Source organism: Avibacterium sp. 21-594 (assembly GCF_026226815.1).
Classification (GTDB): Bacteria; Pseudomonadota; Gammaproteobacteria; order Enterobacterales; family Pasteurellaceae; genus Avibacterium; species Avibacterium avium.
Genome location: NZ_JAKKOC010000001.1, coordinates 1,316,524 through 1,339,135 on the forward strand (window position 1 = coordinate 1,316,524; position 22,612 = coordinate 1,339,135).

The 22,612-nt window shown below is 42.7% G+C and carries 19 protein-coding genes, 1 pseudogene and 1 riboswitch; of the genes and pseudogenes, 9 read left to right on the forward strand and 11 right to left on the reverse strand.

Annotation, left to right across the window (positions count from 1 at the left end; genetic code table 11):
* Positions 1-78: 78 nt before the first annotated feature.
* Positions 79-2,511: a DNA topoisomerase (ATP-hydrolyzing) subunit B gene (gene gyrB / locus L5B76_RS06160; RefSeq protein WP_265754681.1), complete on the forward strand. Its 2,433-nt coding sequence runs from the start codon at positions 79-81 to the stop codon at positions 2,509-2,511.
* 107 nt (positions 2,512-2,618) lie between these two features.
* On the opposite strand, the gene L5B76_RS06165 is transcribed toward gyrB, so the two are convergent.
* The 5 genes from L5B76_RS06165 to L5B76_RS06185 form a co-directional block, all read right to left on the reverse strand.
* Positions 2,619-4,457: an ABC transporter ATP-binding protein gene (locus L5B76_RS06165; protein WP_103853477.1), complete on the reverse strand. Its 1,839-nt coding sequence runs from the start codon at positions 4,455-4,457 to the stop codon at positions 2,619-2,621.
* 165 nt (positions 4,458-4,622) lie between these two features.
* Complete coding sequence (locus L5B76_RS06170) at positions 4,623-5,006, reverse strand: hypothetical protein (RefSeq protein ID WP_265754682.1); 384 nt, start codon at positions 5,004-5,006, stop codon at positions 4,623-4,625.
* An 85-nt stretch (positions 5,007-5,091) separates the two neighbouring features.
* On the reverse strand, positions 5,092-5,922 hold the full coding sequence (manZ, locus tag L5B76_RS06175) for a PTS mannose transporter subunit IID (RefSeq protein WP_265754683.1): 831 nt from the start codon (positions 5,920-5,922) through the stop codon (positions 5,092-5,094).
* Between the two features lie 15 nt (positions 5,923-5,937).
* Positions 5,938-6,735 carry a PTS mannose/fructose/sorbose transporter subunit IIC gene (locus L5B76_RS06180; RefSeq protein WP_124994888.1) on the reverse strand — a complete coding sequence of 266 codons (798 nt, stop codon included), beginning with the start codon at positions 6,733-6,735 and terminating at the stop codon, positions 5,938-5,940.
* A gap of 16 nt (positions 6,736-6,751) precedes the next feature.
* Positions 6,752-7,726 (reverse strand): mannose/fructose/sorbose PTS transporter subunit IIB, encoded by a 975-nt coding sequence (locus L5B76_RS06185; RefSeq protein ID WP_265754684.1) that lies wholly within the window; start codon positions 7,724-7,726, stop codon positions 6,752-6,754.
* Positions 7,727-7,965: 239 nt separating this feature from the next.
* Here L5B76_RS06185 and L5B76_RS06190 point away from each other — a divergent pair, with 239 nt between their 5' ends.
* Both L5B76_RS06190 and L5B76_RS06195 read left to right on the forward strand, forming a co-directional pair.
* Complete coding sequence (locus L5B76_RS06190; RefSeq protein WP_265754685.1) at positions 7,966-8,757, forward strand: Cof-type HAD-IIB family hydrolase; 792 nt, start codon at positions 7,966-7,968, stop codon at positions 8,755-8,757.
* Positions 8,758-8,866: 109 nt separating this feature from the next.
* Positions 8,867-10,193, forward strand: a pseudogene (locus tag L5B76_RS06195) (IS3 family transposase).
* A gap of 64 nt (positions 10,194-10,257) precedes the next feature.
* On the opposite strand, the gene ilvC reads toward L5B76_RS06195, so the two are convergent.
* Complete coding sequence (gene ilvC, locus L5B76_RS06200; protein ID WP_265754686.1) at positions 10,258-11,739, reverse strand: ketol-acid reductoisomerase; 1,482 nt, start codon at positions 11,737-11,739, stop codon at positions 10,258-10,260.
* Between the two features lie 526 nt (positions 11,740-12,265).
* Between ilvC and ilvY the strand changes: the two genes are divergently transcribed.
* Together ilvY and rarD are read left to right on the forward strand one after the other, a co-directional pair.
* Positions 12,266-13,144, forward strand: coding sequence for an HTH-type transcriptional activator IlvY (gene ilvY, locus L5B76_RS06205; protein ID WP_265754687.1), 879 nt, complete (start codon positions 12,266-12,268; stop codon positions 13,142-13,144).
* Between the two features lie 35 nt (positions 13,145-13,179).
* Positions 13,180-14,055 (forward strand): EamA family transporter RarD, encoded by an 876-nt coding sequence (gene rarD, locus L5B76_RS06210; protein ID WP_194750843.1) that lies wholly within the window; start codon positions 13,180-13,182, stop codon positions 14,053-14,055.
* Here the strand turns inward: rarD and L5B76_RS06215 are convergent.
* The 3 genes from L5B76_RS06215 to ubiK form a co-directional block, all read right to left on the reverse strand.
* On the reverse strand, positions 14,052-14,735 hold the full coding sequence (locus L5B76_RS06215; protein ID WP_115248740.1) for a metallophosphoesterase family protein: 684 nt from the start codon (positions 14,733-14,735) through the stop codon (positions 14,052-14,054). The genes rarD and L5B76_RS06215 overlap by 4 nt on opposite strands.
* An 8-nt stretch (positions 14,736-14,743) precedes the next feature.
* Entirely contained in the window at positions 14,744-16,015 is a 1,272-nt protein-coding gene (gene nadR / locus L5B76_RS06220; RefSeq protein ID WP_103854511.1) for a multifunctional transcriptional regulator/nicotinamide-nucleotide adenylyltransferase/ribosylnicotinamide kinase NadR, read from the reverse strand.
* A gap of 78 nt (positions 16,016-16,093) precedes the next feature.
* Complete coding sequence (gene ubiK / locus L5B76_RS06225; protein WP_103855384.1) at positions 16,094-16,357, reverse strand: ubiquinone biosynthesis accessory factor UbiK; 264 nt, start codon at positions 16,355-16,357, stop codon at positions 16,094-16,096.
* A 96-nt stretch (positions 16,358-16,453) separates the two neighbouring features.
* Positions 16,454-16,599: riboswitch (FMN riboswitch) on the forward strand.
* Positions 16,600-16,713: 114 nt separating this feature from the next.
* Between ubiK and ribB the strand changes: the two genes are divergently transcribed.
* Entirely contained in the window at positions 16,714-17,355 is a 642-nt protein-coding gene (gene ribB, locus L5B76_RS06230; protein ID WP_265754688.1) for a 3,4-dihydroxy-2-butanone-4-phosphate synthase, read from the forward strand.
* Between the two features lie 219 nt (positions 17,356-17,574).
* Here the strand turns inward: ribB and deoC are convergent, their stop codons facing one another.
* Positions 17,575-18,264: a deoxyribose-phosphate aldolase gene (deoC, locus tag L5B76_RS06235; protein WP_265754690.1), complete on the reverse strand. Its 690-nt coding sequence runs from the start codon at positions 18,262-18,264 to the stop codon at positions 17,575-17,577.
* Between the two features lie 136 nt (positions 18,265-18,400).
* Between deoC and rfaD the strand changes: the two genes are divergently transcribed.
* The 3 genes from rfaD (at position 18,401) to rfaC (ending at position 21,553) form a co-directional block, all read left to right on the forward strand.
* Entirely contained in the window at positions 18,401-19,324 is a 924-nt protein-coding gene (rfaD, locus tag L5B76_RS06240) for an ADP-glyceromanno-heptose 6-epimerase (RefSeq protein WP_265754691.1), read from the forward strand.
* Positions 19,325-19,533: 209 nt separating this feature from the next.
* Positions 19,534-20,589, forward strand: a complete 1,056-nt coding sequence (gene waaF, locus L5B76_RS06245) for a lipopolysaccharide heptosyltransferase II (protein WP_265754692.1) — start codon at positions 19,534-19,536, stop codon at positions 20,587-20,589.
* 13 nt (positions 20,590-20,602) lie between these two features.
* A complete protein-coding gene (gene rfaC, locus L5B76_RS06250) occupies positions 20,603-21,553 on the forward strand; it encodes a lipopolysaccharide heptosyltransferase RfaC (protein WP_265754694.1) in 951 nt (316 codons plus the stop codon).
* Here rfaC and murQ read toward each other — a convergent pair.
* Positions 21,550-22,467, reverse strand: a complete 918-nt coding sequence (murQ, locus tag L5B76_RS06255; protein WP_265754695.1) for an N-acetylmuramic acid 6-phosphate etherase — start codon at positions 22,465-22,467, stop codon at positions 21,550-21,552. The genes rfaC and murQ overlap by 4 nt on opposite strands.
* Positions 22,468-22,612 lie beyond the last annotated feature (145 nt).

The window sequence follows — 22,612 nt, forward strand, 5'->3', positions numbered from 1 at the left end:
TTTTTGCGAAATTAGCCAAAAGCGCAAAAATTTGCTATAATCCGCCCAATTTTTTATCAATAAAAACAGAGAATTGTTATGTCGAATAATGTCCCAGAAAATTATGGTGCAAGTAGTATCAAAGTATTAAAAGGCCTTGATGCAGTGCGCAAACGCCCCGGTATGTACATTGGTGATACCGATGACGGAACAGGGTTACATCATATGGTTTTTGAAGTGGTGGATAACGCCATTGACGAAGCGCTTGCAGGTTATTGCTCGGACATTAACGTGATTATTCATTCTGATAATTCCGTTTCAGTGCAAGATGACGGGCGTGGTATTCCGGTGGACATTCACCCTGAAGAAGGGGTTTCTGCAGCGGAAGTGATTATGACCGTATTGCACGCAGGCGGTAAATTTGATGATAACTCTTATAAGGTGTCTGGTGGTTTGCACGGCGTGGGCGTGTCGGTGGTAAATGCCTTATCTGATAAATTACAGCTCACCATTCGCCGTCAAGGCCATGTTCACGAACAATTTTATAATTTAGGTGATCCGCAAGCGCCATTAACCATTATTGGCGAAACTAGCCAAACGGGAACCACAGTGCGTTTTTGGCCAAGCCCAAGCATTTTCACCAATATTGAATTTGAATACGATATTTTAGCAAAACGTCTGCGTGAGCTTTCTTTCCTGAACTCCGGCGTATCCATTAATTTAATTGATGAACGCACAGACAAACGCGATCACTTCCATTATGAAGGCGGTATTCAAGCATTCGTGGAATATCTCAACAAAAACAAAAATCCTATTCACCAAAAACCGTTCTATTTTTCTACTGAACGTGATGGCATTGGCATTGAAGTGGCGTTGCAATGGAACGAAGGCTATCAATCTGAGAATATTCATTGCTTCACTAACAATATTCCACAACGTGATGGGGGAACTCACTTAGCGGGCTTCCGCGCTGCCTTAACGCGTACCTTAAATGCTTATATGGAAAAATCGGGGCTGAATAAAAAAGGCAAGAACGATAAAGTAGAAACTTCAGGTGATGATGCGCGTGAAGGGTTGGTGGCGATTATTTCCGTGAAAGTACCTGATCCAAAATTCTCATCACAAACCAAAGATAAATTGGTTTCTTCTGAAGTGAAAGGTGCGGTGGAATCGGCAATGAATGAGCGTTTGCAAGAATATTTGGAAGAAAATCCAAATGATGCCAAAATGATTGCGAGCAAAATCATTGATGCCGCACGTGCCCGTGAAGCCGCACGCAAAGCCCGTGAAATGACACGCCGCAAAGGAGCATTAGATATTGCGGGGTTACCGGGCAAGCTTGCCGATTGTCAAGAACGCGATCCTGCCTTATCCGAACTTTACCTTGTGGAGGGGGATTCTGCGGGCGGATCAGCAAAACAAGGGCGTAACCGTAAAAACCAAGCCATTTTGCCATTAAAAGGGAAAATTCTAAACGTCGAAAAAGCCCGTTTTGACAAAATGCTGTCTTCGCAAGAAGTGGGAACATTAATCACCGCACTTGGCTGCGGTATTGGACGTGATGAATATAACCCAGATAAATTGCGTTACCACAGCATTATCATTATGACCGATGCGGATGTGGACGGTGCGCACATCAGCACTTTATTGCTCACCTTCTTTTATCGTCAAATGCCAGAGCTGATTGAACGTGGACATATTTATATTGCACAGCCGCCACTTTATAAAGTGAAAAAAGGCAAAAACGAAGAATACATCAAAGATGATGAGGCAATGGAACAATATGAGCTGAATATTGCTTTAGACGGTGCCGCATTGCACACCACAAAAGATGCACCACCAATGAGTGGCGTAGCATTAGAAAAATTGGTTGCCGAATACAATAACGTACAAAAAATGATCGGGCGTTTATCTCGCCATTACCCAGAAGCCTTGCTGAAAACCTTAATTTATCAGCCAGAATTAACGGTTGAATTAATGCAAAATGAAAGTGCGGTGCAATCTTGGGCTAAATTTTTAGTGGACACGCTGGTGGAAAAAGAAACCAGCGGTAACCATTATAGCTACAAGTTGGTATTCAATACGGAACGCCATTTGCACGAAGTGGTGCTAACCGTGCGTACCCACGGCGTGGATACAGACTATGTTCTAGGCTTCCAGTTCGTTAATGGCAATGAGTATGCACGCATTGTGAAGTTAGGTTCACAATTAAAAGGTTTACTTGAGCCTGATGCCTATGTTTCTCGCGGTGAGCGTCAGCACCCTGTATCTTCCTTTGAACAAGCTGTAGAATGGCTAGTGAAAGAATCGCGCCGTGGTTTAATGGTTCAACGTTATAAAGGGTTAGGTGAAATGAACCCAGAGCAGCTTTGGGAAACCACAATGGATCCTGAAACGCGCACAATGTTGCAAGTTACTATTAAAGACGCCGTGGCAGCAGATCAGCTCTTCACCACCTTAATGGGCGATGAAGTCGAACCACGCCGTGAATTTATTGAATCTAATGCGCTTTATGCAAATTTAGATATTTAATCAATTAATTATAAAATAAAAAACCACTCGTTATAGTTGAGTGGTTTTTTTCACCGCTTTTTATGAAAAATAAAGGCTCAATGAATATTGAGCCTTATGTTTATTTATTATTCTTCACTTAAAAAGCCACCGCTTTGGTGGTGCCAGAGTTTGGCGTAGAGTCCATTTTGTGCGAGCAATTCGTTGTGCGTGCCTTGTTCTACGATATGGCCTTTATCTAGCACGATTAAGCGATCCATTGCAGCAATGGTGGAAAGACGGTGGGCGATAGCAATCACAGTTTTGCCCTCCATCATTTTATCGAGGCTTTCTTGAATCGCCACTTCCACTTCAGAATCCAGCGCGCTGGTGGCTTCATCTAACAACAGAATTGGGGCATCTTTTAGCATTACGCGGGCAATGGCGATACGCTGACGTTGTCCGCCAGAAAGTTTCACACCGCGCTCACCAACGTGAGCATCATAGCCTGTCCGTCCTTCTGAGTCGCTCAAATAAGGAATAAATTCTGACGCTTCAGCACGCTGCGCAGCAGAGATCATTTCTTCATCGCTGGCTGTTGGGCGGCCGTAAATGATGTTTTCACGCACGGAACGGTGCAGCAACGAGGTATCTTGTGTTACTAAGCCAATTTGGCTACGTAAACTTTCTTGCGTAACATCACACACGTTTTGTCCGTCAATGGTGATGTCGCCGTGATTCGCTTCGTAAAAACGTAATAGCAAGTTTACAATGGTGGATTTCCCCGCCCCTGAACGACCGATCAAGCCCACTTTTTCCCCTGGTTTAATGGTAAGGTTAAAGTGACTTAGCAACGGTTTTTGTGGATCATAAGAAAAACTCACGTCATTAAAACGAATTTCCCCTTTGCTCACTTTTAATGGCAAGGCTTGCGGTTTATCCACAATAGTATGCGGCTTGGTGAGTGTGTTCATTCCGTCATTCACTGTACCGATATTTTCAAATAAACGCGCTGATTCCCACATAATCCAACGGGAAATAAAATTCACCCGCAAGGCCATTGCAATGGCGGTGGCAATCGCTCCCACGCCAACGCTGCCTTGCTTCCATAGCACAATGCCAAGGATTGCCGTGCTGAGCGTTAAGGTAATGTTAGTGGCGTAAGTGATAGTATCTAGAGAGGTCGCCAAACGCATTTGGGCGTGTACGGTAACCATAAATTCTTCCATTGAACGCTTGGCGTAACTGGCTTCTCTTGAACCGTGGGAAAATAATTTCACGGTGGCGATATTAGCGTAAGAATCGGTAATTCGCCCTGTCATTAAAGAACGCGCATCAGCTTGGCGTTCCGCCGTTTTAGCTAATTTGGGAATGATAATGCGTAAAATCGTGATAAACGCCACAATCCACAAGGCAAAAGGTAGCAAAAACCACGCATCTAATGCAGCAAGCACAATGCCTGAGGTGATAAAATACACCACGACATAGACCATAATATCCGCAATGGTCAGCACGGTATCACGCACCGCAAGGGCAGTTTGCATAACTTTCGCCGACACGCGTCCAGCAAATTCATCTTGATAGAAACTCAGGCTTTGCCCCAGCATTAAACGGTGGAAATTCCAACGCAAGCGCATTGGAAACACACCTTGCAAGGTTTGCAAACGCACTGCAGACGCAGTAAACGACCAAAATATGCTGAACACTAACAAGGCGGCCATAGCCAAAAGCCAATGACCTTTTTCTTGCCATAAGGTGGCTGGCGTGTACTTGCCAAGCCAATCCACCACAATCCCCATAAACTGGAACAACACGGCTTCCATCACCCCCGTTCCCACGGTGAGCAACGCAAGTAGCAAAATCCAGCCACGCATTCCTTCCATATTCGACCAAATAAAGCGGATTAAACCTTTTTCGGGCGTTTTCGGTGATTGCTCTGGATAGGCATTTAGGCGGCTTTCAAACCATTCAAAAATTTTATTAAACATTGTTTTTCCTAGTGGTATATAAGCAAGGTATGCCTTGCCTTAACCTTAAAATGACCATATAAAAATGGGGCGATCTTAACGTATCTACTAACAAAAAAACAATGTTTTCTCAAAACGTTTTTGAATAAGAGAAGTATTTTATCGATAATTTTTTCAAAAAAGTGTTTAATTTGGGGCTTTTTTTAACTGTTCAACCGCATATTGATTAAGTTTGTGTAATTCTTGCTTTCCTTTTTCCGATAACACTTTATTGTCTTTTAAAATTTGGCTTGAACGGGCGACAATAAATTCTAAATAGGTTTTATTGCCCAGTTTTTCAAATTGTTCTTTGGCAAAATACATATCGGCAAAATCTTTATTAATTTGTGAAAGTAATAATTTTTGTCCGACTAATATCATTAATGCAATCACAAGGGCAATCACCGTGCCGTAGCCTTTGGTTGGGTAGTAGGCAATTCCGCCAATAATAAAAAGTGCGGTGATTAATTTGGAACTATTTTTTAAATAGCTTTCATTTTCTGGTGGATTAATTAGATCTTTTAACTTCATTAAACATTCCTTTTTATTATCATTGTGAATTTGTTTACTCTAATAAAAAAGGCGGTTTTTAACACCGCCCTTTAGTAAATTTTAGTTAGGCTAAAATACCGAAATAGTATCCCACAATGCCCACACCAAACAAGGCAAAAATAATGTACATCGCGTTGATTTTTTTCTGCAATAAATACATACACAAGAAGGTTAAGCCTAACGCGGCAAGCCCCGGAAGCAGTTCATTTAACACGCTTTGCACTGTTGTTACCACTTCTTGCCCTTGCGAGTTGATATAGCGCGAGAGTTCAAGTGGAATATTGATGGTTGTCCATTTGGATACTAACGCCCCCATTACAAATAACCCCAGAATAGATGCCCCTTGAGTGAGTTTTTGTAAACGACCACCGCCCATATCTTGCACAATTTCTGTTCCTTTCGCATAACCATAATGGAAGCCATACCAACGGGTTAAGGCACGGAAAATGTTAATGCCGATAAAGAATAACAATGGCCCTAATAGGCTTCCGCTAATGGCTAAACCTGCCCCTAAGGCGGCGAGAACAGGGCGTAATGTTCCCCAGAAAATAGGATCACCCACACCAGCTAATGGCCCCATTAGCCCCACTTTCACGCCACTAATCGCAGCGTCATCAATGTCTGTCGCGCCGTTAGCGCGTTCTTGTTCCATTGCTGCTGTAACACCAATGATTGACGAGGCAACCCAAGGTTGCGTATTAAAAAATTCAAGGTGGCGTTTTAACGCATCGGCTTGATCTTCTTTTTTGCTATATAAGCGTTTGATTGCGGGGATCATTGATACACAAAATCCCATTGCTTGCATACGCTCAAAGTTAAATGAGCCTAATAAAAATGTCGAACGCCAGTAAGTGCTACGAATATCCGCTTTAGTTAATTGTTTTTTCTCTGACATAATCAATTCCTTCTCTTATAGACCTTCAAGTTCATCATCGGCAAGTTCTTTTTTCGCACTTGCAGCAGGCAAGGTTGCCTGATTAAAACGTGGGTTTAATTGAATATAAATTAATGCTAAACAAGCCCCTAATAATCCTAAGCCAACAAGGTTATAGTTAGAGAATGAGGCAATCACAAACCCCACGAAGAAGAACGGCATTAATGCGCCAGCACGCATCATATTAATCACCATTGCATAACCCACAACTACGATGAATCCCCCTGCAATTTGTAAACCACGGGTTACCACTTCAGGGATCGCATTTAAAGCAGTGGTTACAGTATCTGTACCTGCCACTAATGCCACGAAGAAAGTTGGAATAGCTACCCTTAACGCTTGTAGGGCTAGCCCTGAAAAATGGCACAATTCAATACCTCTGAAATTCGCCTGTTTGGCAAAATCATCGGCTTTATGTTGTAAGAAAATCGTGAGGGTTCGCACAAAAATGGTTAGCACCTGCCCAGCCGCTGCCACAGGAATGGCTATAGCGATCGCCGTGCCTTTATCTTGCCCACCTTTGATCACCAAAATAGCTGCGATCACCGAGGCTAAGGCTGCATCAGGCGCCATTGCTGCCCCAACGTTCATCCAGCCAAGCGCAAGCATTTCAAGCGTACCGCCAATAATAATGCCAGAAGTAATATCACCTAACACCAAACCAATCAGCGTACAAGCCACTAGTGGACGGTGAGTTTGTCTTTCATCTAACACGCTCCCCATACCGCAAATTGCGGCAACAAGGGTAACGAGGATAATTTCCATAGTCGTCATAAATAAGTCCTCTTAATTAGAATTTTAATGCGTCAAGTTTTTGTTTGGTTAATGCTTCTTTCGGGCTGCTTGCCACTTGTTGCAAGCTCAGATCAACCCCTAAATCTAATAATTTACGGAACGCTTCCACATCTTGTTGGTTTACGGTAACCGCTTGTGAAAGCTGTTGATTGCCTTCTTTATAAGTCATACCGCCCACATTCACTTTATCCACTTTCACGCCCCCTTCAATTAGGCGAACAATATCTGTTGGATTGGTTACCAGCCACAGAATATTCTTCCCTGCGTATTTCGGATTGTGGTAAACCTTAATGGCTTTTTCTACGGGGATCACATAGGATTTCAAATGCTCTGGCGCAACTTGCAAAAGCAAATCACGGCGGATTGGATCTTCAGACACTTCATCACTCACCGCAAAAATCGCCTCGCACTTCACCGCTTTTGCCCAAGAAGTCGCAACCTGACCGTGAATCAAACGGCTATCAATGCGTAACAAAGAAATATTCATATTGCCAGAAAGTGCGGTGCTTTTTTCTGAAGTTTTTGGCGTTTCTGAAGTGGTAACTTGAGCAGGTGCTGCCTGTTTTGTTGTGGTTTTCTCAGGCTGGAACGAACGCACTGCCGCCACGCCCACTTCTTTTGCTGTACTCACTAATTCCGCGAGAGAAGAATTATCTTTCGCATCTAACACTTCAAGTAGCATTGGCAAATTCACGCCAGTTACAATATCCGTATTTTCTCCACGCATTGTGGCAACACGGCTTGCCGCGTTATAAGGGCTACCGCCAAATAAATCCACCAAAAATAAAACGGGTTCATTCTCTGGTAATTGGGCAATAATCGCCTGATATTTCTCGACTAAATGCTCACCACCCTCGCCCGGTAAAAAGGTTACAACGTGGGTATTTTCATCTTCGCCGTAAACCATTGCCGCTGAATTTACTAGTTCTTCTGAAAATTTACCGTGCGTTGCAACAATAATATGGGTCATATAACCTCCAAATTTGTTTGAAAAAACGTTTCAGCAAAATAAGTAAAGCAATGCAACCGATTGCAAATACTGAGAAAGTGTAATCCTAATTTTTGGCAGATTAAACGTCTTTTTGTTGAAAATATGATCTGTGTCACAAAAAGAAACGCAGAAAATAGAAGCTATTTACATAACCTTTACTTTTTACCGAGGGATTTTTAGAATGAAAACGCAATTTGGCTCGAAAAGGAGTAAAGACAATGGCATACAAAATGGTTTTCTCAGATATGGACGGCACCTTGCTAAATAGCCAACATCAAATTAGCCCAGCAACGGCACAAGCCATACAACGCATTATGCAGCAAGGCATTCCTTTTATTCCTGTTTCTGCACGCCCCCCTTACGCCATTTTGCCTTATATGGAACAACTTCATAATGAAAATGAGATTATCTGTTATAGTGGTGCATTAATTTTGGACAAAAATCTCACCGCACTTTATTCCATCACCTTAGAAAATACGCTTTTACCTCAACTGGATCAGATCTTAGCCCTGCACCCTACGCTTTCAGTGAGTTATTATTCTCATCTTGATTGGTTTACCACAGATTTAGACAGCCATTGGATTAAGCAAGAAAGCGACATCACAGGGCTAAAAGCAAAAGAAAAACCGCAACATTTAAGCAACGTACACAAAATTTTATTAATGGGAGAAGCGACACAGATTGAGCAAATTGAGCCTTTGCTCAAACAACAATTTCCACAGCTTTCTATTCACCGTTCCAAAAAAGAATATTTAGAAATAATGAATAAAGCATCGACCAAAGCCAATGCCATTCAATTTATGGCACAGCGAGCTGCCGTAGATAAAGCAGACATCATTGCTTTTGGCGATAATTTTAATGATCTCGATATGTTGCAATATGTGGGCTTAGGCATTGCAATGGGCAATTCACCAGAGGAAATTAAACGCATCGCCAAACAAATCACGGCAAGCAATGATGAAGACGGCATTGCATTAAGTTTGGCAACATTTTTCCCCATTATAAAATAAAAAAACTACCGCACTTTACCTTTTATTTGAAAGAAAAAAAGCCAGCAGTTATTGATCTGCACCCCAAAAGTTGGACTAAACAACCAACTGATTAAGGTGCAGATTTTTTATGACTAAATATACTCAACGTTTCAAACAACAAGTGCTCGACTTTTATCATCAAAATGGAAAAAACCGTTCGCTTACTCGCCAGTATTTTCAGCTTCCTCAAAGAACGTTAGCACGTTGGATTGCGAAATTTAATCATAATGGAATCAATGGATTAGCTGTGTTAGGTAAAAAACGATATTATTCTGTTGAGTTTAAATTAAAGGTTATTCAAGCTATCAAAAAAGGCCAGTGCTCCGCTGAAGCCGCCTGCTTTCGCTTTGATATCCCCAGTTCAGGGATAATTAGTCAATGGTTGCAACGCTTTGAAAAACAAGGTATAGATGGGTTATTACTCAAACCTAAAGGTCGTCCAAGTATGAAACTCAACTCGCCTAAAATGCCACCAACGCCCAAAACAGAAGAAGAACGCTTGCGTTACCGAATTTTGGAATTAGAAGCGGAGAATGCAATGCTAAAAAAGTTGCAGGAACTCAACCAACAAAAAATGCAGAAAAAGCCGTCATCGTAAATGCCTTACGCTCGCGTTTCCCGTTGGAATTGTTACTCAGGCTAATCGGATTGGCACGCAGTTCGTTCTTTTATCATCTCAAGCCAAAGGCAGATAAAAATGTAGTGATTTCACAGAAAATAGAGGAAATTTATCGCAAAAATGACGAAAATTATGGTTATCGTCGAATTACCTTGGAATTAAGGAAATACTTGATTATCAACCACAAAAGGGTGCTAGCGATAATGCAACGTTTGGGGTTAAAAGGAAAAAGTAAGCAGAAAAAATATCGTTCTTACCAAGGCAAAGTGGGACACATTGCCGATAATCTGTTGCAACGGGATTTTACGGCAACGATGCCGAATGAGAAGTGGGTAACGGATATCACCGAGTTCAAATGTGCGGAAGGCAAAGTGTATTTATCGCCGATTAAAGACTTGTTTAATAACGAAATTATTGCTTATGATGTGGCGAGAAGTCCGAATTTTGAGCAGATAACCAGAATGTTGACCCAGGCGGTGAACCGATTAGCGGGGAAAAACCGATACTGCATTCCGACCAAGGATGGCAGTATCAAATGATGGGTTATCGAGAGATATTGAAAAAACACGGTATTACGCAAAGTATGTCGAGAAAAGGCAATTGCCTTGATAATGGTGCGATGGAAAGCTTTTTCGGGCGATTGAAGACGGAATGTTACTTTGGCAAGCGGTTTAAAACCTTTGAACAGCTTGAAAAAGTGATTCACGAGTACATTCATTACTACAACAATGAGCGTATTCAAGTGAAGCTCAAAGGACTAAGCCCTGTGGAATACAGAACTCAGTCCTTGAATTAAATTAGAATATAGTCTAACTTTTTGGGGGCAGATCATATGCTGGCTTTCTATTTAAAACAAGTGATTAGCCTTGTGAAGAAATGCGTTTCATATCTGTCATATAACCACGCAATTCTTGACCGATTAGCTCAATTGGATGGTTGCGGATTGCGTCATTCACATCGCGTAAGGTGATGTTGTCGATTTCCACCGTTGGTGTTGGTTCACCTAAATCACCGCGTTGTAAATGTTGCATTACCGTTTTGGCTAAAATTGGGGTTGCTACATTAGCGAATAAATAGTTACCGTATTCCGCCGTGTCTGAAATAACCACGTTCATTTCGTATAAGCGTTTACGCGCAATGGTGTTGGCTATTAATGGTAATTCGTGTAAGGATTCATAATAAGCAGATTCTTCAAAGATACCTGCTGAAACCATTGTATCGAACGCCAATTCCACGCCAGCTTTTACCATTGCTACCATTAATACGCCGTTATCAAAATATTCTTGTTCGCTGATTTTGATTCCGTCCGCTTTTGGTGCATTTTCAAAGCCAGTTTTGCCCGTTTCTTCACGCCATTTTAATAGGTTTGCATCGCCGTTTGCCCAGTCTTCCATCATCACACGAGAAAACTCGCCGCTGATAATGTCATCCATATGTTTTTTGAATAAGAAGTCTAATTCTTGCTTAATTTCTTCCGCAAGTTCAAAGGCACGCAATTTCGCACTGTTAGATAAGCGATCCATCATTAAAGTGATACCACCTTGTTTAAGCGCTTCGGTGATAGTTTCCCAACCGTATTGCACTAATTTTCCTGCGTAAGCGGGATCTTTGCCGTCCGTCACTAATTTGTCATAACAAAGGATTGAGCCAGCTTGCAACATACCACAAAGAATGGTTTGCTCGCCCATTAAGTCTGATTTCACTTCCGCAACGAATGAAGACTCTAACACACCGGCACGGTGTCCGCCTGTGGCTGCCGCCCAAGCCTTAGCAATCGCCATACCTTCACCTTTCGGATCGTTTTCAGGGTGAACTGCGATAAGCGTTGGCACACCAAAACCACGTTTATATTCTTCACGCACTTCTGTCCCTGGGCATTTTGGAGCAACCATCACAACGGTAATATCAGGACGAATTTGCTCACCTACTTCCACAATGTTCAAACCGTGTGAATAACCTAATGCCGCGCCTTCTTTCATTAAACCCATTACATCTGCAATCACTTTGCTGTGCTGTTTATCTGGAGTGAGGTTAATCACTAAATCCGCAGTAGGGATTAATTCTTGATAAGTGCCCACTTTGAAGCCATTTTCAGTGGCACGTTGGAAAGAAGCACGTTTTTCTGCAATGGCTTCAGGGCGTAGCGCATAGCTGATGTCTAAGCCTGAATCACGCATATTCAAACCTTGGTTTAACCCCTGCGCACCACAACCTACGATGACAATTTTTTTGCCTTTTAAGAAATTTGCTTCATCAGAAAACTCTTCACGATCCATAAAACGACAGCGACCTAATTGGTCTAACTGTTGGCGTAAATTTAATGTATTGAAATAATTAGCCATTTTTTTGTCCTTTTGGTTAAGTTGGTTTACAAAATAATCAATGACAGATTATACCTTTCTAAAGATTGCGTAAATTGATATTATTGGAACTTAATGTTGCGGTTTTTGCAATTACAATCTCCCCTAACCCCTCTTTACAAAAGAGGGGGATCTGGCACGAGGGAAAATTACTTTTCCTTTGAAGTAATGTGTTGTTTTTGTCTTAGATATAAATAACGAAGAAAGAATGTTCCCCTCTTTTGTAAAGAGGGGTTAGGGGAGATTAGTGCGGTAATTTTTTATGAATTTTTGTAGGGGAAAACCTATGTGTCTGCCCGCTTAATATGAGCTTATAATTTCTATCATTGGGCGAACACATAGGTTCGCCCCTACAGAAAAATGGTAAAGTGCGGTAAAAAATAATTAATTTTCCCCACCGCTGTTTGCCCGTAGGGGCGTATTGCATACGCCCCAATAAAATTGAATATAAAAATGGGCGTGTGCGACACGCCCCTACAATAAAACTTCTTTTTATTGAGAAAAACCAATGGAATTCCAAGATCTCAAACTCTTCATCGACCTAGCAGAAAACAAAAATTTCGCTAAAACTGCAGGGCAGCATTATATGTCGCCCTCCACCCTTTCACGGCAAATTAAACGGCTTGAAGAAGAACTGGGTGAGCCGTTGTTATTGCGTGATAACCGCAAAGTTTCGCTCACTCCAGCAGGCGAGCTATTTTTGCAATTTGCTTATCCACAATGGCAACAATGGCAATCTTTAAAACAGCAATTTCGTTCTAATCAGCAGGAACTGCAAGGGGAGCTACGCTTATTTTGCTCAGTAACGGCGGCTTATAGCCATTTGCCGCAAATGTTAGAAAAATTCCGCTTGCGTTATCCTAAAGTGGAAATTCAGCTCACGACGGGCGATCCTGCGATGGCGTTGGAGATGATTCAAAGCCAGCAAGTGGATTTGGCTCTCGCAGGGCGGCCAGCACACTTACCGCAAAATGTGATGTTTCATCATATTGATGATATAACCCTTTCTCTTATCGCCCCACGCGTTGCCTGTGCCACCACACAATTATTGCAACAAACGCCCATTGATTGGCAAAAAATCCCCTTTATTTTGCCGGTGGAAGGGCCTGCTCGACAGCGGATTGATCAGTGGTTTCAACAGAAAAAAATCAAACACCCGAAAATTTACGCCACCGTATCAGGACACGAAGGGATCGTGTCAATGGTGGCGCTTGGTTGCGGCGTGGCGTTATTGCCTGATATTGTGATCCAAAATAGCCCGCTTAATTTACAGGTTTCCACTTTGGAGATTGATATTCCTGTACAGCCATTCGATTTAGGGATTTGCGTACAAAAGAACTTACTAAGTTTGCCCTTAGTTCGTGCATTTTGGCAAATGTTGGGGTAAAGTGCGGTAAGAATTTGGTGAATTTTAGGTGGATTATGGTAAAAGGTATCGGTTTTTCTCTTTTAGCCTCAATGTTGTTTGGCTATATTTATTATTTTTCCACATTATTACTGCCATTAAGTGGCGAAGATATTTTTGGCTATCGTGTTGTTTTTACTGCACCTTTTGTGATTGCTGCGGTGTTTATTTTTCGCCAAAAATATATGCTGATCGCTCACCTAAAACGCATCAAATCGCAGCCTTGGTTACTGCTGGTTTTTCTATTTAACGGCAGCATTATGGGCTTCCAAATGTGGCTTTTTTTATGGGCGCCAAACAACGGCGGCGCATTGAGCGTTTCCCTTGGTTATTTGCTACTACCCCTTGTTTTAGTGGCAGCAGGGCGAATTTTCTTCAAAGAAAGCATTTCTCCGCTGAAATTTCTTGCCATCATCATCGCCGCCATCGGCATCGCCTTTAACATTAGCGCAAAGGGCGGACTTTCTTGGGAAAGCATTGCCGTTTGCACTTACGCCGTTTATTTTATGGTTCGCAAATGGTTCGGCTTTAACGACATCACCAGTTTTGCCATTGAAATGGTATTGACCTTGCCTGTGTGTATCTATTTCGCCGCGCAAGTAAACATCGCAGAAGTGCGGTTGGTTAATCCGAATATTTTATCGTTATTATTTCTGCTCGGCTTACTCAGCGGCATTGCCTTTAATGCTTACATCGTTGCCAGCAGCCTATTGCCTATCAACGTGCTAGGATTACTTGGCTACGCTGAACCCATAATGATGCTCGCCGTTTCGCTATTCATCGGAGAAAATATTGACGCCGAAAATTACCCGCTCTTTTTATCTTTAATGGTCGGTATGGGGTTAATTATCGTAGATGGATTGTTGGCGATGAGAAGAAAAAGAACCGTTTAACGATCATCAATATTCTTCAACAAATAATTCCCTTGTTCATCGCATAGGCTGCGGAAGCCTACGTTGGTGATTTTGAGTTTGGGATCTCGGTTAATCTGGGAATAATCAAAATTTTCGTGGTGGTGGCCGTGGAAAATGTGCGTTGCGCCCATTTTTTTCGCTAGTTTATTAAATACGGCAAAGCCAAGAGGGTGGGGTCTTGGTGCTTCGTGAGAGATGAGAATATCCGCTTGCAGATTTTCTAGTTGTTCAAAATCAGAAGGAAAAATCGAGGTGCGGTGGCGCAATGGCAAACCACCGCGCCAGATTTTCTCTTGTGGGCAATATTGGCAATAATGGATTGGGTCGAAAAAAACAGGTTTATTGGGTGGCATCCAAATTTGTCCGCGGAATACGCCGCCTAATCCTGCAATGCGTTTACCTTGAATGGTTTGTACGCGTCCGTGTAGGTTTCGGCTTTTCCATTCTGTTCCCCAAATGGCTTCAAAAGCGGCAACGGTTTTGCTGTCGTGATTGCCGTGAATAAACCAGAGATCGCAGTATTGCGCCAATTTATCCAATTCTTCTGTGGTGGTGAGTTGTAAATCCCCGAGTATGACAAGGGCGATACCCTCTTGCTCTTGCACAAAAGGGTAAAGATGGTCGTATCTTCCGTGTGGGTCGCCTGCAAATAAGATCATAGGGGCTATTATTCCTCAAAAATGGATTTATCGTTGTTTAGTTCGGGGAGTTCTTCTTCATTGAGAATTTTTTCTACAATGGATTTCACCTTATTATAACGCTCTAAATAGCTTGGTGATTCAATTTCAATATAAGGCACGTTATATTTATCCAATAATTTTTTCAATAATTGTTGGAAGCGTTGGCGCTGTTTGTGGCTACCCAGGCTACGCAAGCCGTCATCTACCCATTTGGTGTTGTTGTTCAATAAAATCGTAATATCGAAAGGATATTCTTTGATCATTGAATCCAAAAACGGGTGCGCTTTGCCTTCATATTGAATACAAAATGCTTGCGTGGTGATGAAGTCCGTATCCACAATCGCGACTTTATGGGCGTGGCGCACAGCGTAATCAATATAACGTTGATGACCTAGCGCCATTTGTGGGTAATCAGAATATTGCATCGCCTGCTCATCACCCCCTAATTTTTCAAACACAAATTCACGCCCATATTCCCACGCTGACGTGGTGTTGAATACGGTGGCAAGTTTATTAACTAGCACGGTTTTTCCGCTGCTTTCGCCGCCTAAAATGGCAATAGTTTTGGCGAAAAACGGACGCACTTCTTTCGGGATAAATTTCCAATAATGGAAAGGCGTATTACGAATTTTAGTGGCGGAAACGTTAAAGAATTGACGCTGCGGATCAACCAATTCCACCTGTAAATTCAAATATTTTTCGTAAGGTGCTTTGTCTTGCGGTTCGCTACTAAATACCACGCTAGGATTCACCTGTTTTTCTTCAAAAAGCTGTTTAACCCGTTCTGCCCACGCAGGCCAGCCATTTGGATAGCTTGGCAAGCCGTCTTCTACTAAATGATGAATGAAAATTTGGTTTTTCTGATATTTAAAAATTTGTTGCATCCAACGCAGGCGATCTTGCACCGTTGGCATACGCTTCATTTTGCTGTCATAAAATAATTTCAGATCGCGCTCTGTATCGCTACACACCACAACGTGGACTTCATCTACCTTACTGAACGCTTCATAAATCATATTAATATGCCCAGTATGCACAGGGTAAAACTTGCCAAAAATCACCCCCACTTTTTTATCTTGTAGATCTGTGATTTGTAGCACTTTATGCAAGGCAGACAACTTGGTCGCGCTTGGGTTTTTGATTTTGCCACTCACCAGCTGATTAAAATAAGCGCGGGTAATGTTGGCTTGCTCACAAACCTCGTTTACTTTTAGATTTAACTGCTTGCGTTTTTGTTGTAGATAGGCGAAAGCGGACATCTTGAAATTCCTTATATTGCCAAATTTATTCAGAAAAAGACCGCACTTTTCGTTTAATAAGCAAAGAGCGGTGAGATTTTAGCGCGTTTCTTGCCCTTGATTTTGTGCTTGCAACAGGGCATCAACACGCTTTTCTAGCTCGTTCAGTTTCTCACGAGTACGCATTAAAACTTGGGTTTGCACATCAAACTCTTCACGGGTTACAACATCTAATTTGGCCAATTGAGCTTGTAAAACTTGTTTGAATTTTGCTTCTGCATCTTTACCAAGCTCTTTCATTCCTTGCGGTAAAGAATTTTGCACTTGTTGTATAATTTGCTCTATTTTTTGTGGATTTAGCATAAAGACCTCACATTATTGCGTCAATGTGGCATATTGTATGCAATATCGGCGCAAAGAAAAACATTTTTTCTCTATTTAGATTGCGTTATACTATGCAAGCATTCTCAGGGCAGGGCGAAATTCCCTACCGGTGGTAAGTGCAGCGCGCATAAGCCCACGAGCGTTTACTTGCAAAAGTAAAGTCAGCAGATTTGGTGAAAATCCAAAGCCGACAGTTAAAGTCTGGATGAAAGAGAATAAACAGATTTACCTTAGGTTAAATCTGCCTTTGTTATTGGATTTTCTTATCTAATGAAAAGCCTTTCCTCATCAGCCCTGATTCAAGTATCCATTAATTTTTTAACAGGTTTTTTACTATGAATCAGTCAATTTTATCCGCATTTGGCACACCACAAGAGCGTGTTGAAAAAGCCATTGAAGCTTTCAAACAAGGCAATGGCGTACTTGTTTTAGACGATGAAGATCGCGAAAATGAAGGGGATTTAATTTTCCCAGCGCAAACCATCGAACCTGCACAAATGGCAAAACTTATTCGTTACGGCAGTGGCATTGTTTGCTTATGTTTAAGCGATAAAATTTGCCAGCAACTTGATTTACCGCCAATGGTGCAAAATAACACGAGCGTTAATAAAACGGCATTTACCGTAACCATTGAAGCGGCAGAAGGCGTATCCACAGGCGTTTCTGCAGCAGATCGTGTAACCACTATAAAAGCCGCCGTTGCAGATAATGCGAAACCGCAAGATTTACACCGCCCAGGGCATATTTTTCCATTAAGAGCCGCAGAAGGCGGCGTATTAAAACGCCGTGGACACACCGAAGCTTCAGTAGATCTTGCCGTGCTTGCAGGCTACAAACCTGCTGCAGTAATCTGTGAAATCACCAACGATGACGGCACAATGGCACGCACCCCTGAAATCATTAAATTCGCGAAAGAATTTGGTTATCCCGTGATGACGATTGAAGATTTAGTGCAGTATCGTTTAGCACAGAAATAATATAGAAATAATCTGCTCCCTAAAAGTTGGACTAAACACCCAACTGATTAAGGTGCAGATTATTTTATAAATAAATATACTCAACACTTCAAACAGCAAGATCTCGACTTTTATCTTCAAAATGGAAAAAATCGTTCGCTTATTTGCCGGTATTTTCAGTTTGTCGAAAATGGGGTCTAGTTTAGACCGCAGTTTTATGATTTTGATGGATATTATTGTTTAATACCCACTCCCCTGCGCATTCGTTCCTTTTACAATGGCAACGCCAGCGCTTACGCCTAGACGAGTTGCGCCAGCGTTGAGCATTGCTAGTGCGGTGGCGGTGTCGCGGATGCCGCCTGAGGCTTTTACTTCCACCTTGTCGCCGACGGTTTGCTTCATCAGGGCAACATCTTCAACCGTTGCGCCGCCAGTGCTAAAACCTGTGGAAGTTTTGACAAATGCCACGTTGAGTGCTTTGCAGATTTCGCAAGCCTTGATGATTTCTTCTTTGGTTAGTAGGCAGGTTTCTAAGATCACTTTTAAGGTTTTGCCTTGGCAAGCCGCAAGCACGGTGGCAATATCTTGTTCTACCGCTTGCCATTGATGGGCTTTGGCAAGGCCAATGTTGATCACCATATCAATTTCATCAGCCCCAGCATTAATGGCTTGCACCGCTTCAAAGGCTTTCACTTGGCTTAAATTTGCCCCTAAGGGAAAGCCAACAACGGTGCAAATTTTCACCGCACTTTTCTCTTTGCCATTTTGCGTGAGTGCCTGTTTAGCCAGTGGAATATAGGCGGAGTTTATGCACACGGAACAAAATTGGTGTTCAATCGCTTCTTGGCATAAGTTAAGAATATCTTGTGGGGTTTTATCTGCGCCAAGGGCGGTGTGGTCAATGTATTTAGCAATATCTTGTGGTTGCATTGTGTGTCCTTAATCTTGTCTGGATTTGTGCTATATCATAACCTAAAAGCGGTGGTGAGCGCGAAATTTCTTTAGCCCTTATGCGCAAAATCCTTTAGAATAAACGGCAATATTGAAATCAAATGAGGATTGAAAAATGATTATTGTAACTGGCGGCGCAGGCTTTATTGGCAGTAACATCGTAAAAGCGTTAAACGAGATTGGACGCACAGATATTTTAGTGGTGGACGATTTAAAAGACGGCACAAAATTCGTCAATTTAGTGGATTTGGATATTGCGGATTATTGCGATAAAGACGACTTTATTGCCTCCATTATGGCTGGTGATGATTTAGGCGATATTGATGTGATCTTCCACGAAGGCGCTTGTTCGGCCACCACCGAGTGGGACGGTAAATTTGTGATGGAAAACAATTATGAATATTCCAAAGAGCTATTACATTATTGTTTAGATCGCCAAATTCCGTTCTATTATGCATCCAGTGCTGCCACCTATGGCGACAGTGATACCTTTGTCGAAGCGCGTGAATTTGAAAAACCGTTAAATGTATATGGTTATTCCAAATTTTTATTTGATGAATATGTGCGTAAAATCCTGCCAGAAGCCCAATCACCTGTGTGCGGCTTTAAATATTTCAACGTTTATGGCCCAAGAGAACAACACAAAGGTAGTATGGCAAGTGTGGCTTTCCACCTCAACAATCAAATTTTGAAAGGGGAAAACCCAAAACTGTTCGCTGGTAGCGAGCATTTCTTGCGTGATTTCGTTTATGTCGGCGATGTGGCAGCGGTAAATATCTGGTGCTGGCAACAGGGCATTTCGGGCATTTACAACTGCGGAACGGGCAAAGCGGAAAGTTTCGAGGCGGTCGCACAAGCGGTATTAAAATTCCACGGCAAAGGGCAAATTGAAACCATTCCATTCCCAGAGCATTTAAAAAGCCGTTACCAAGAATACACCCAAGCGGATCTCACCAAACTGCGCGCCACAGGTTATGACAAACCATTCAAAAACGTTGCCGAAGGTGTCAGCGAATATATGGCGTGGTTGAATAAATAACATAGCTACGCAATTAAATCAGATTTAAGGGCGAACCTGCGTGTTCGCCCGAAATAAACAGGGTTAGTCGTAAAAAATTAGCAGAAATTTCACCGCACTTTTCTTTTTAGCTAAATATAAGTGCGGTGGGAAATTGGCGATTTTTGAGTGAGCGAGCATAGCGTTCCCCCGACAATTGATATAATTCACACATTAATGAGAACCGCAGAATGAACATCTTAGTAATTGGCCCATCTTGGGTTGGCGATATGATGATGTCGCACAGTTTATATCAATGCTTAAAACAGCAATATCCTGATTGCCAAATTGATGTGCTTGCGCCCAATTGGTGTAAACCCTTGTTGGAAAGAATGCCGGAAGTCAGACGCGCGCTCACAATGCCTATTGGACACGGCTCCTTTGGCTTGAAACAGCGCTATGAAATTGGGAAAAGTTTAAGAAATCAATATGATATGGCGATTGTATTACCAAACTCGCTCAAATCTGCGTTTATTCCTGTGTTTGCCAAAATTGCCCGCCGCCGTGGTTGGAAAGGGGAAAGCCGTTATTTCTTTTTGAATGATTTACGCGCCAATAAAAATGATTACCCAATGATGGTGCAGCGCTATGTGGCACTGGCTTATGAAAAAAACGCCGTGCCAACGGCAGCGCAAATGACCTTTCCTTATCCTTATTTACAGGTGAGTAGCCAACAAATCGAGCAAACCAAAAACCATTTCCACGCACAACTTGCACAGGCAGAAAATCGCTCTGCGATTGGTTTTTGTCCGGGCGCGGAGTTTGGCCCTGCCAAGCGCTGGCCGCATTATCATTATGCTGCGCTTGCTCAAATGCTGATTGAAAAAGGTTACAGCATTCGTCTGTTTGGTTCAGCAAAAGATGAGCAAGTGAGTGATGAAATTCGTGCTAGTCTGCCAGAAAATTTACAGCCTTATTGCTTAAATTTAGCGGGGCAAACCAGCCTTAATCAAGCGGTAGATTTAATTGCAGATTGCCAAGGCGTGGTTACCAACGATAGCGGATTAATGCACGTTGCGGCGGCGGTACAGCGTCCACTTGTGGCGCTTTATGGCCCAACCAGCCCACAATACACGCCACCATTATCCCATCAAGCGGTGATTATTCGCCTGCAAAAAGGCGGATTAGAAAAAATTCGTCAGGGCAAAGATAGTGCCGAAGGCTATCATCAAAGTCTTATCGACATCACGCCTGCGATGGTAATGGAAAAATTAAGCGAAATTTTACCGCACTTTGATCAGGCATAAATAAGGCAGAACGATGCGAATTTGCTTAGTAAAAACTTCTTCAATGGGTGATGTGATCCACACCTTGCCAGCATTGACCGATGCGCAAAAAGCTTTGCCTCATTTACAAGTGGATTGGGTGGTGGAAGAAAATTTCGCGGAAATTCCTACTTGGCATTCGGCAGTGAAACAAGTTATCCCCGTTGCTATTCGCCGTTGGCGCAAACAGCTTTTACAACGCAAAACTTGGCAAGAATGGCAAGCCTATCGTCAATTATTACAACAAAATCAATATGATGCGGTGATTGATGCGCAAGGATTAGTGAAAAGCGCATTGTTCGCTGTGCGCTTAGCTCAAGGGGTAAAACACGGCTATGATAAACATTCCGCACGCGAGCCTTTGGCTGCCTTATTTTATGATGAGCGCTACGCCATTGATTATCAGCAACACGCCGTAGAACGCATTCGCCAGTTATTTGCGCAAGCCTTGGGCTATGTGTTGCCGAGCCAACAAGGGGATTATGGCATTGCACAGCATTTTCCCGTGCAACAAAGCCTGCCGCCTTATGTGTTGTTGATTCACGCCACCACGCGCGCGGATAAACATTGGTGTAATCAAGAATGGAAAAAATTAGCGCAAAATCTCACCGCACTTGGGTTTGCCGTGCATTTACCTTGGGGAAATGAGAAAGAAAAACAGGCAGCGGAATGGATCGCGCAAGGCATTGAAAATGCCGTTGTTCTACCGAAAATGGATCTCACCGCCTTAGCCCAACATATCGCCAATGCCCAAGCGGTGGTTTCCGTAGATACAGGGTTGGCGCATCTCACCGCCGCCTTGGATAAACCGAACATCACCCTTTATGGCGCAACTAACCCTGATTTAATCGGCACTTACGGCAAAAATCAATATCACTTACAAGCGCCTACAATGGCACAGATTTCTGCCGAAGCGGTATTGCAGCGCTTGCGCCCTTTGCTTTAATTTGATTTTAACGCCCCTTGCAAGCGTCCTTGATTTTTGTGCAATAATTGCACCGCACTTGAATAATCTAAATCCGCTAGCAACATTAAGATAGCCACTTTTGCATTGTTGTGCGCGGAGTTAAGGGTTTGTTCTGCTTGTTCCGCGGTACAATCTGTCGCTTGCATTACGATACGCACAGCACGCGCCACTAATTTTTGATTGCTGGCTTGCACGTCCACCATTAAATTTTGGTAGCATTTCCCCATTAGCACCATACTGGCGGTGGTGAGCATATTCAGCACCAGTTTTTGCGCCGTGCCAGATTTCAAACGACTTGAGCCAGTTAGCACTTCCGCGCCTACCGCAGTGATAATGGCAATTTCCGCCGCCTGCGCCATCGGTGAATTGGCATTGCTAGCAATAGCCACCGTGGTTGCGCCTAAGGATTTCGCATAATCCAAGCCGCCTAGCACATAAGGCGTGCGGCCGCTGGCAGCAATCCCGACCAAAATATCTTTCTCATTAAAATCAATTTCTTGCAAATTTTCCACCGCACTTTGTGGATTATCTTCCGCCCCTTCAATGGGGTGGCGCAAAGCACGTTCGCCCCCAGCGATAATGCCTTTTACCATTTCATTGGAAACGCCAAATGTAGGCGGACATTCTGACGCATCAAGCACGCCCAAGCGCCCACTTGTGCCAGCTCCGATATACACCAAACGCCCGCCTTGCTGGAACGCCTGCACGATTTTTTCCACCGCCGTGGCAATTTTTGGCAAGCATTTTTCGATAGTCAACGGCACGTTTTTGTCTTCCGCATTCATTAATTGCACGATTTCCAACGCCGAAAGCTCGTCCAAATTCATTGAGTTTGGATTACGTTGCTCCGTGCTAAGTTGCGAAAGTTGATTGAGTAATGGGTTGTTTTTCATTTTTTGTCTCTTTGGTTTTTTGGGGAATATAGCGTTCCCGATTTTCAAATCTCCCCTAACCCCTCTTTACTAAAGAGGGGGATAGTTCTTTAGTAAAATTGCTCTTAGTGTGGTAAAAAATTATAAATTTTCCACCGCTCTTTTT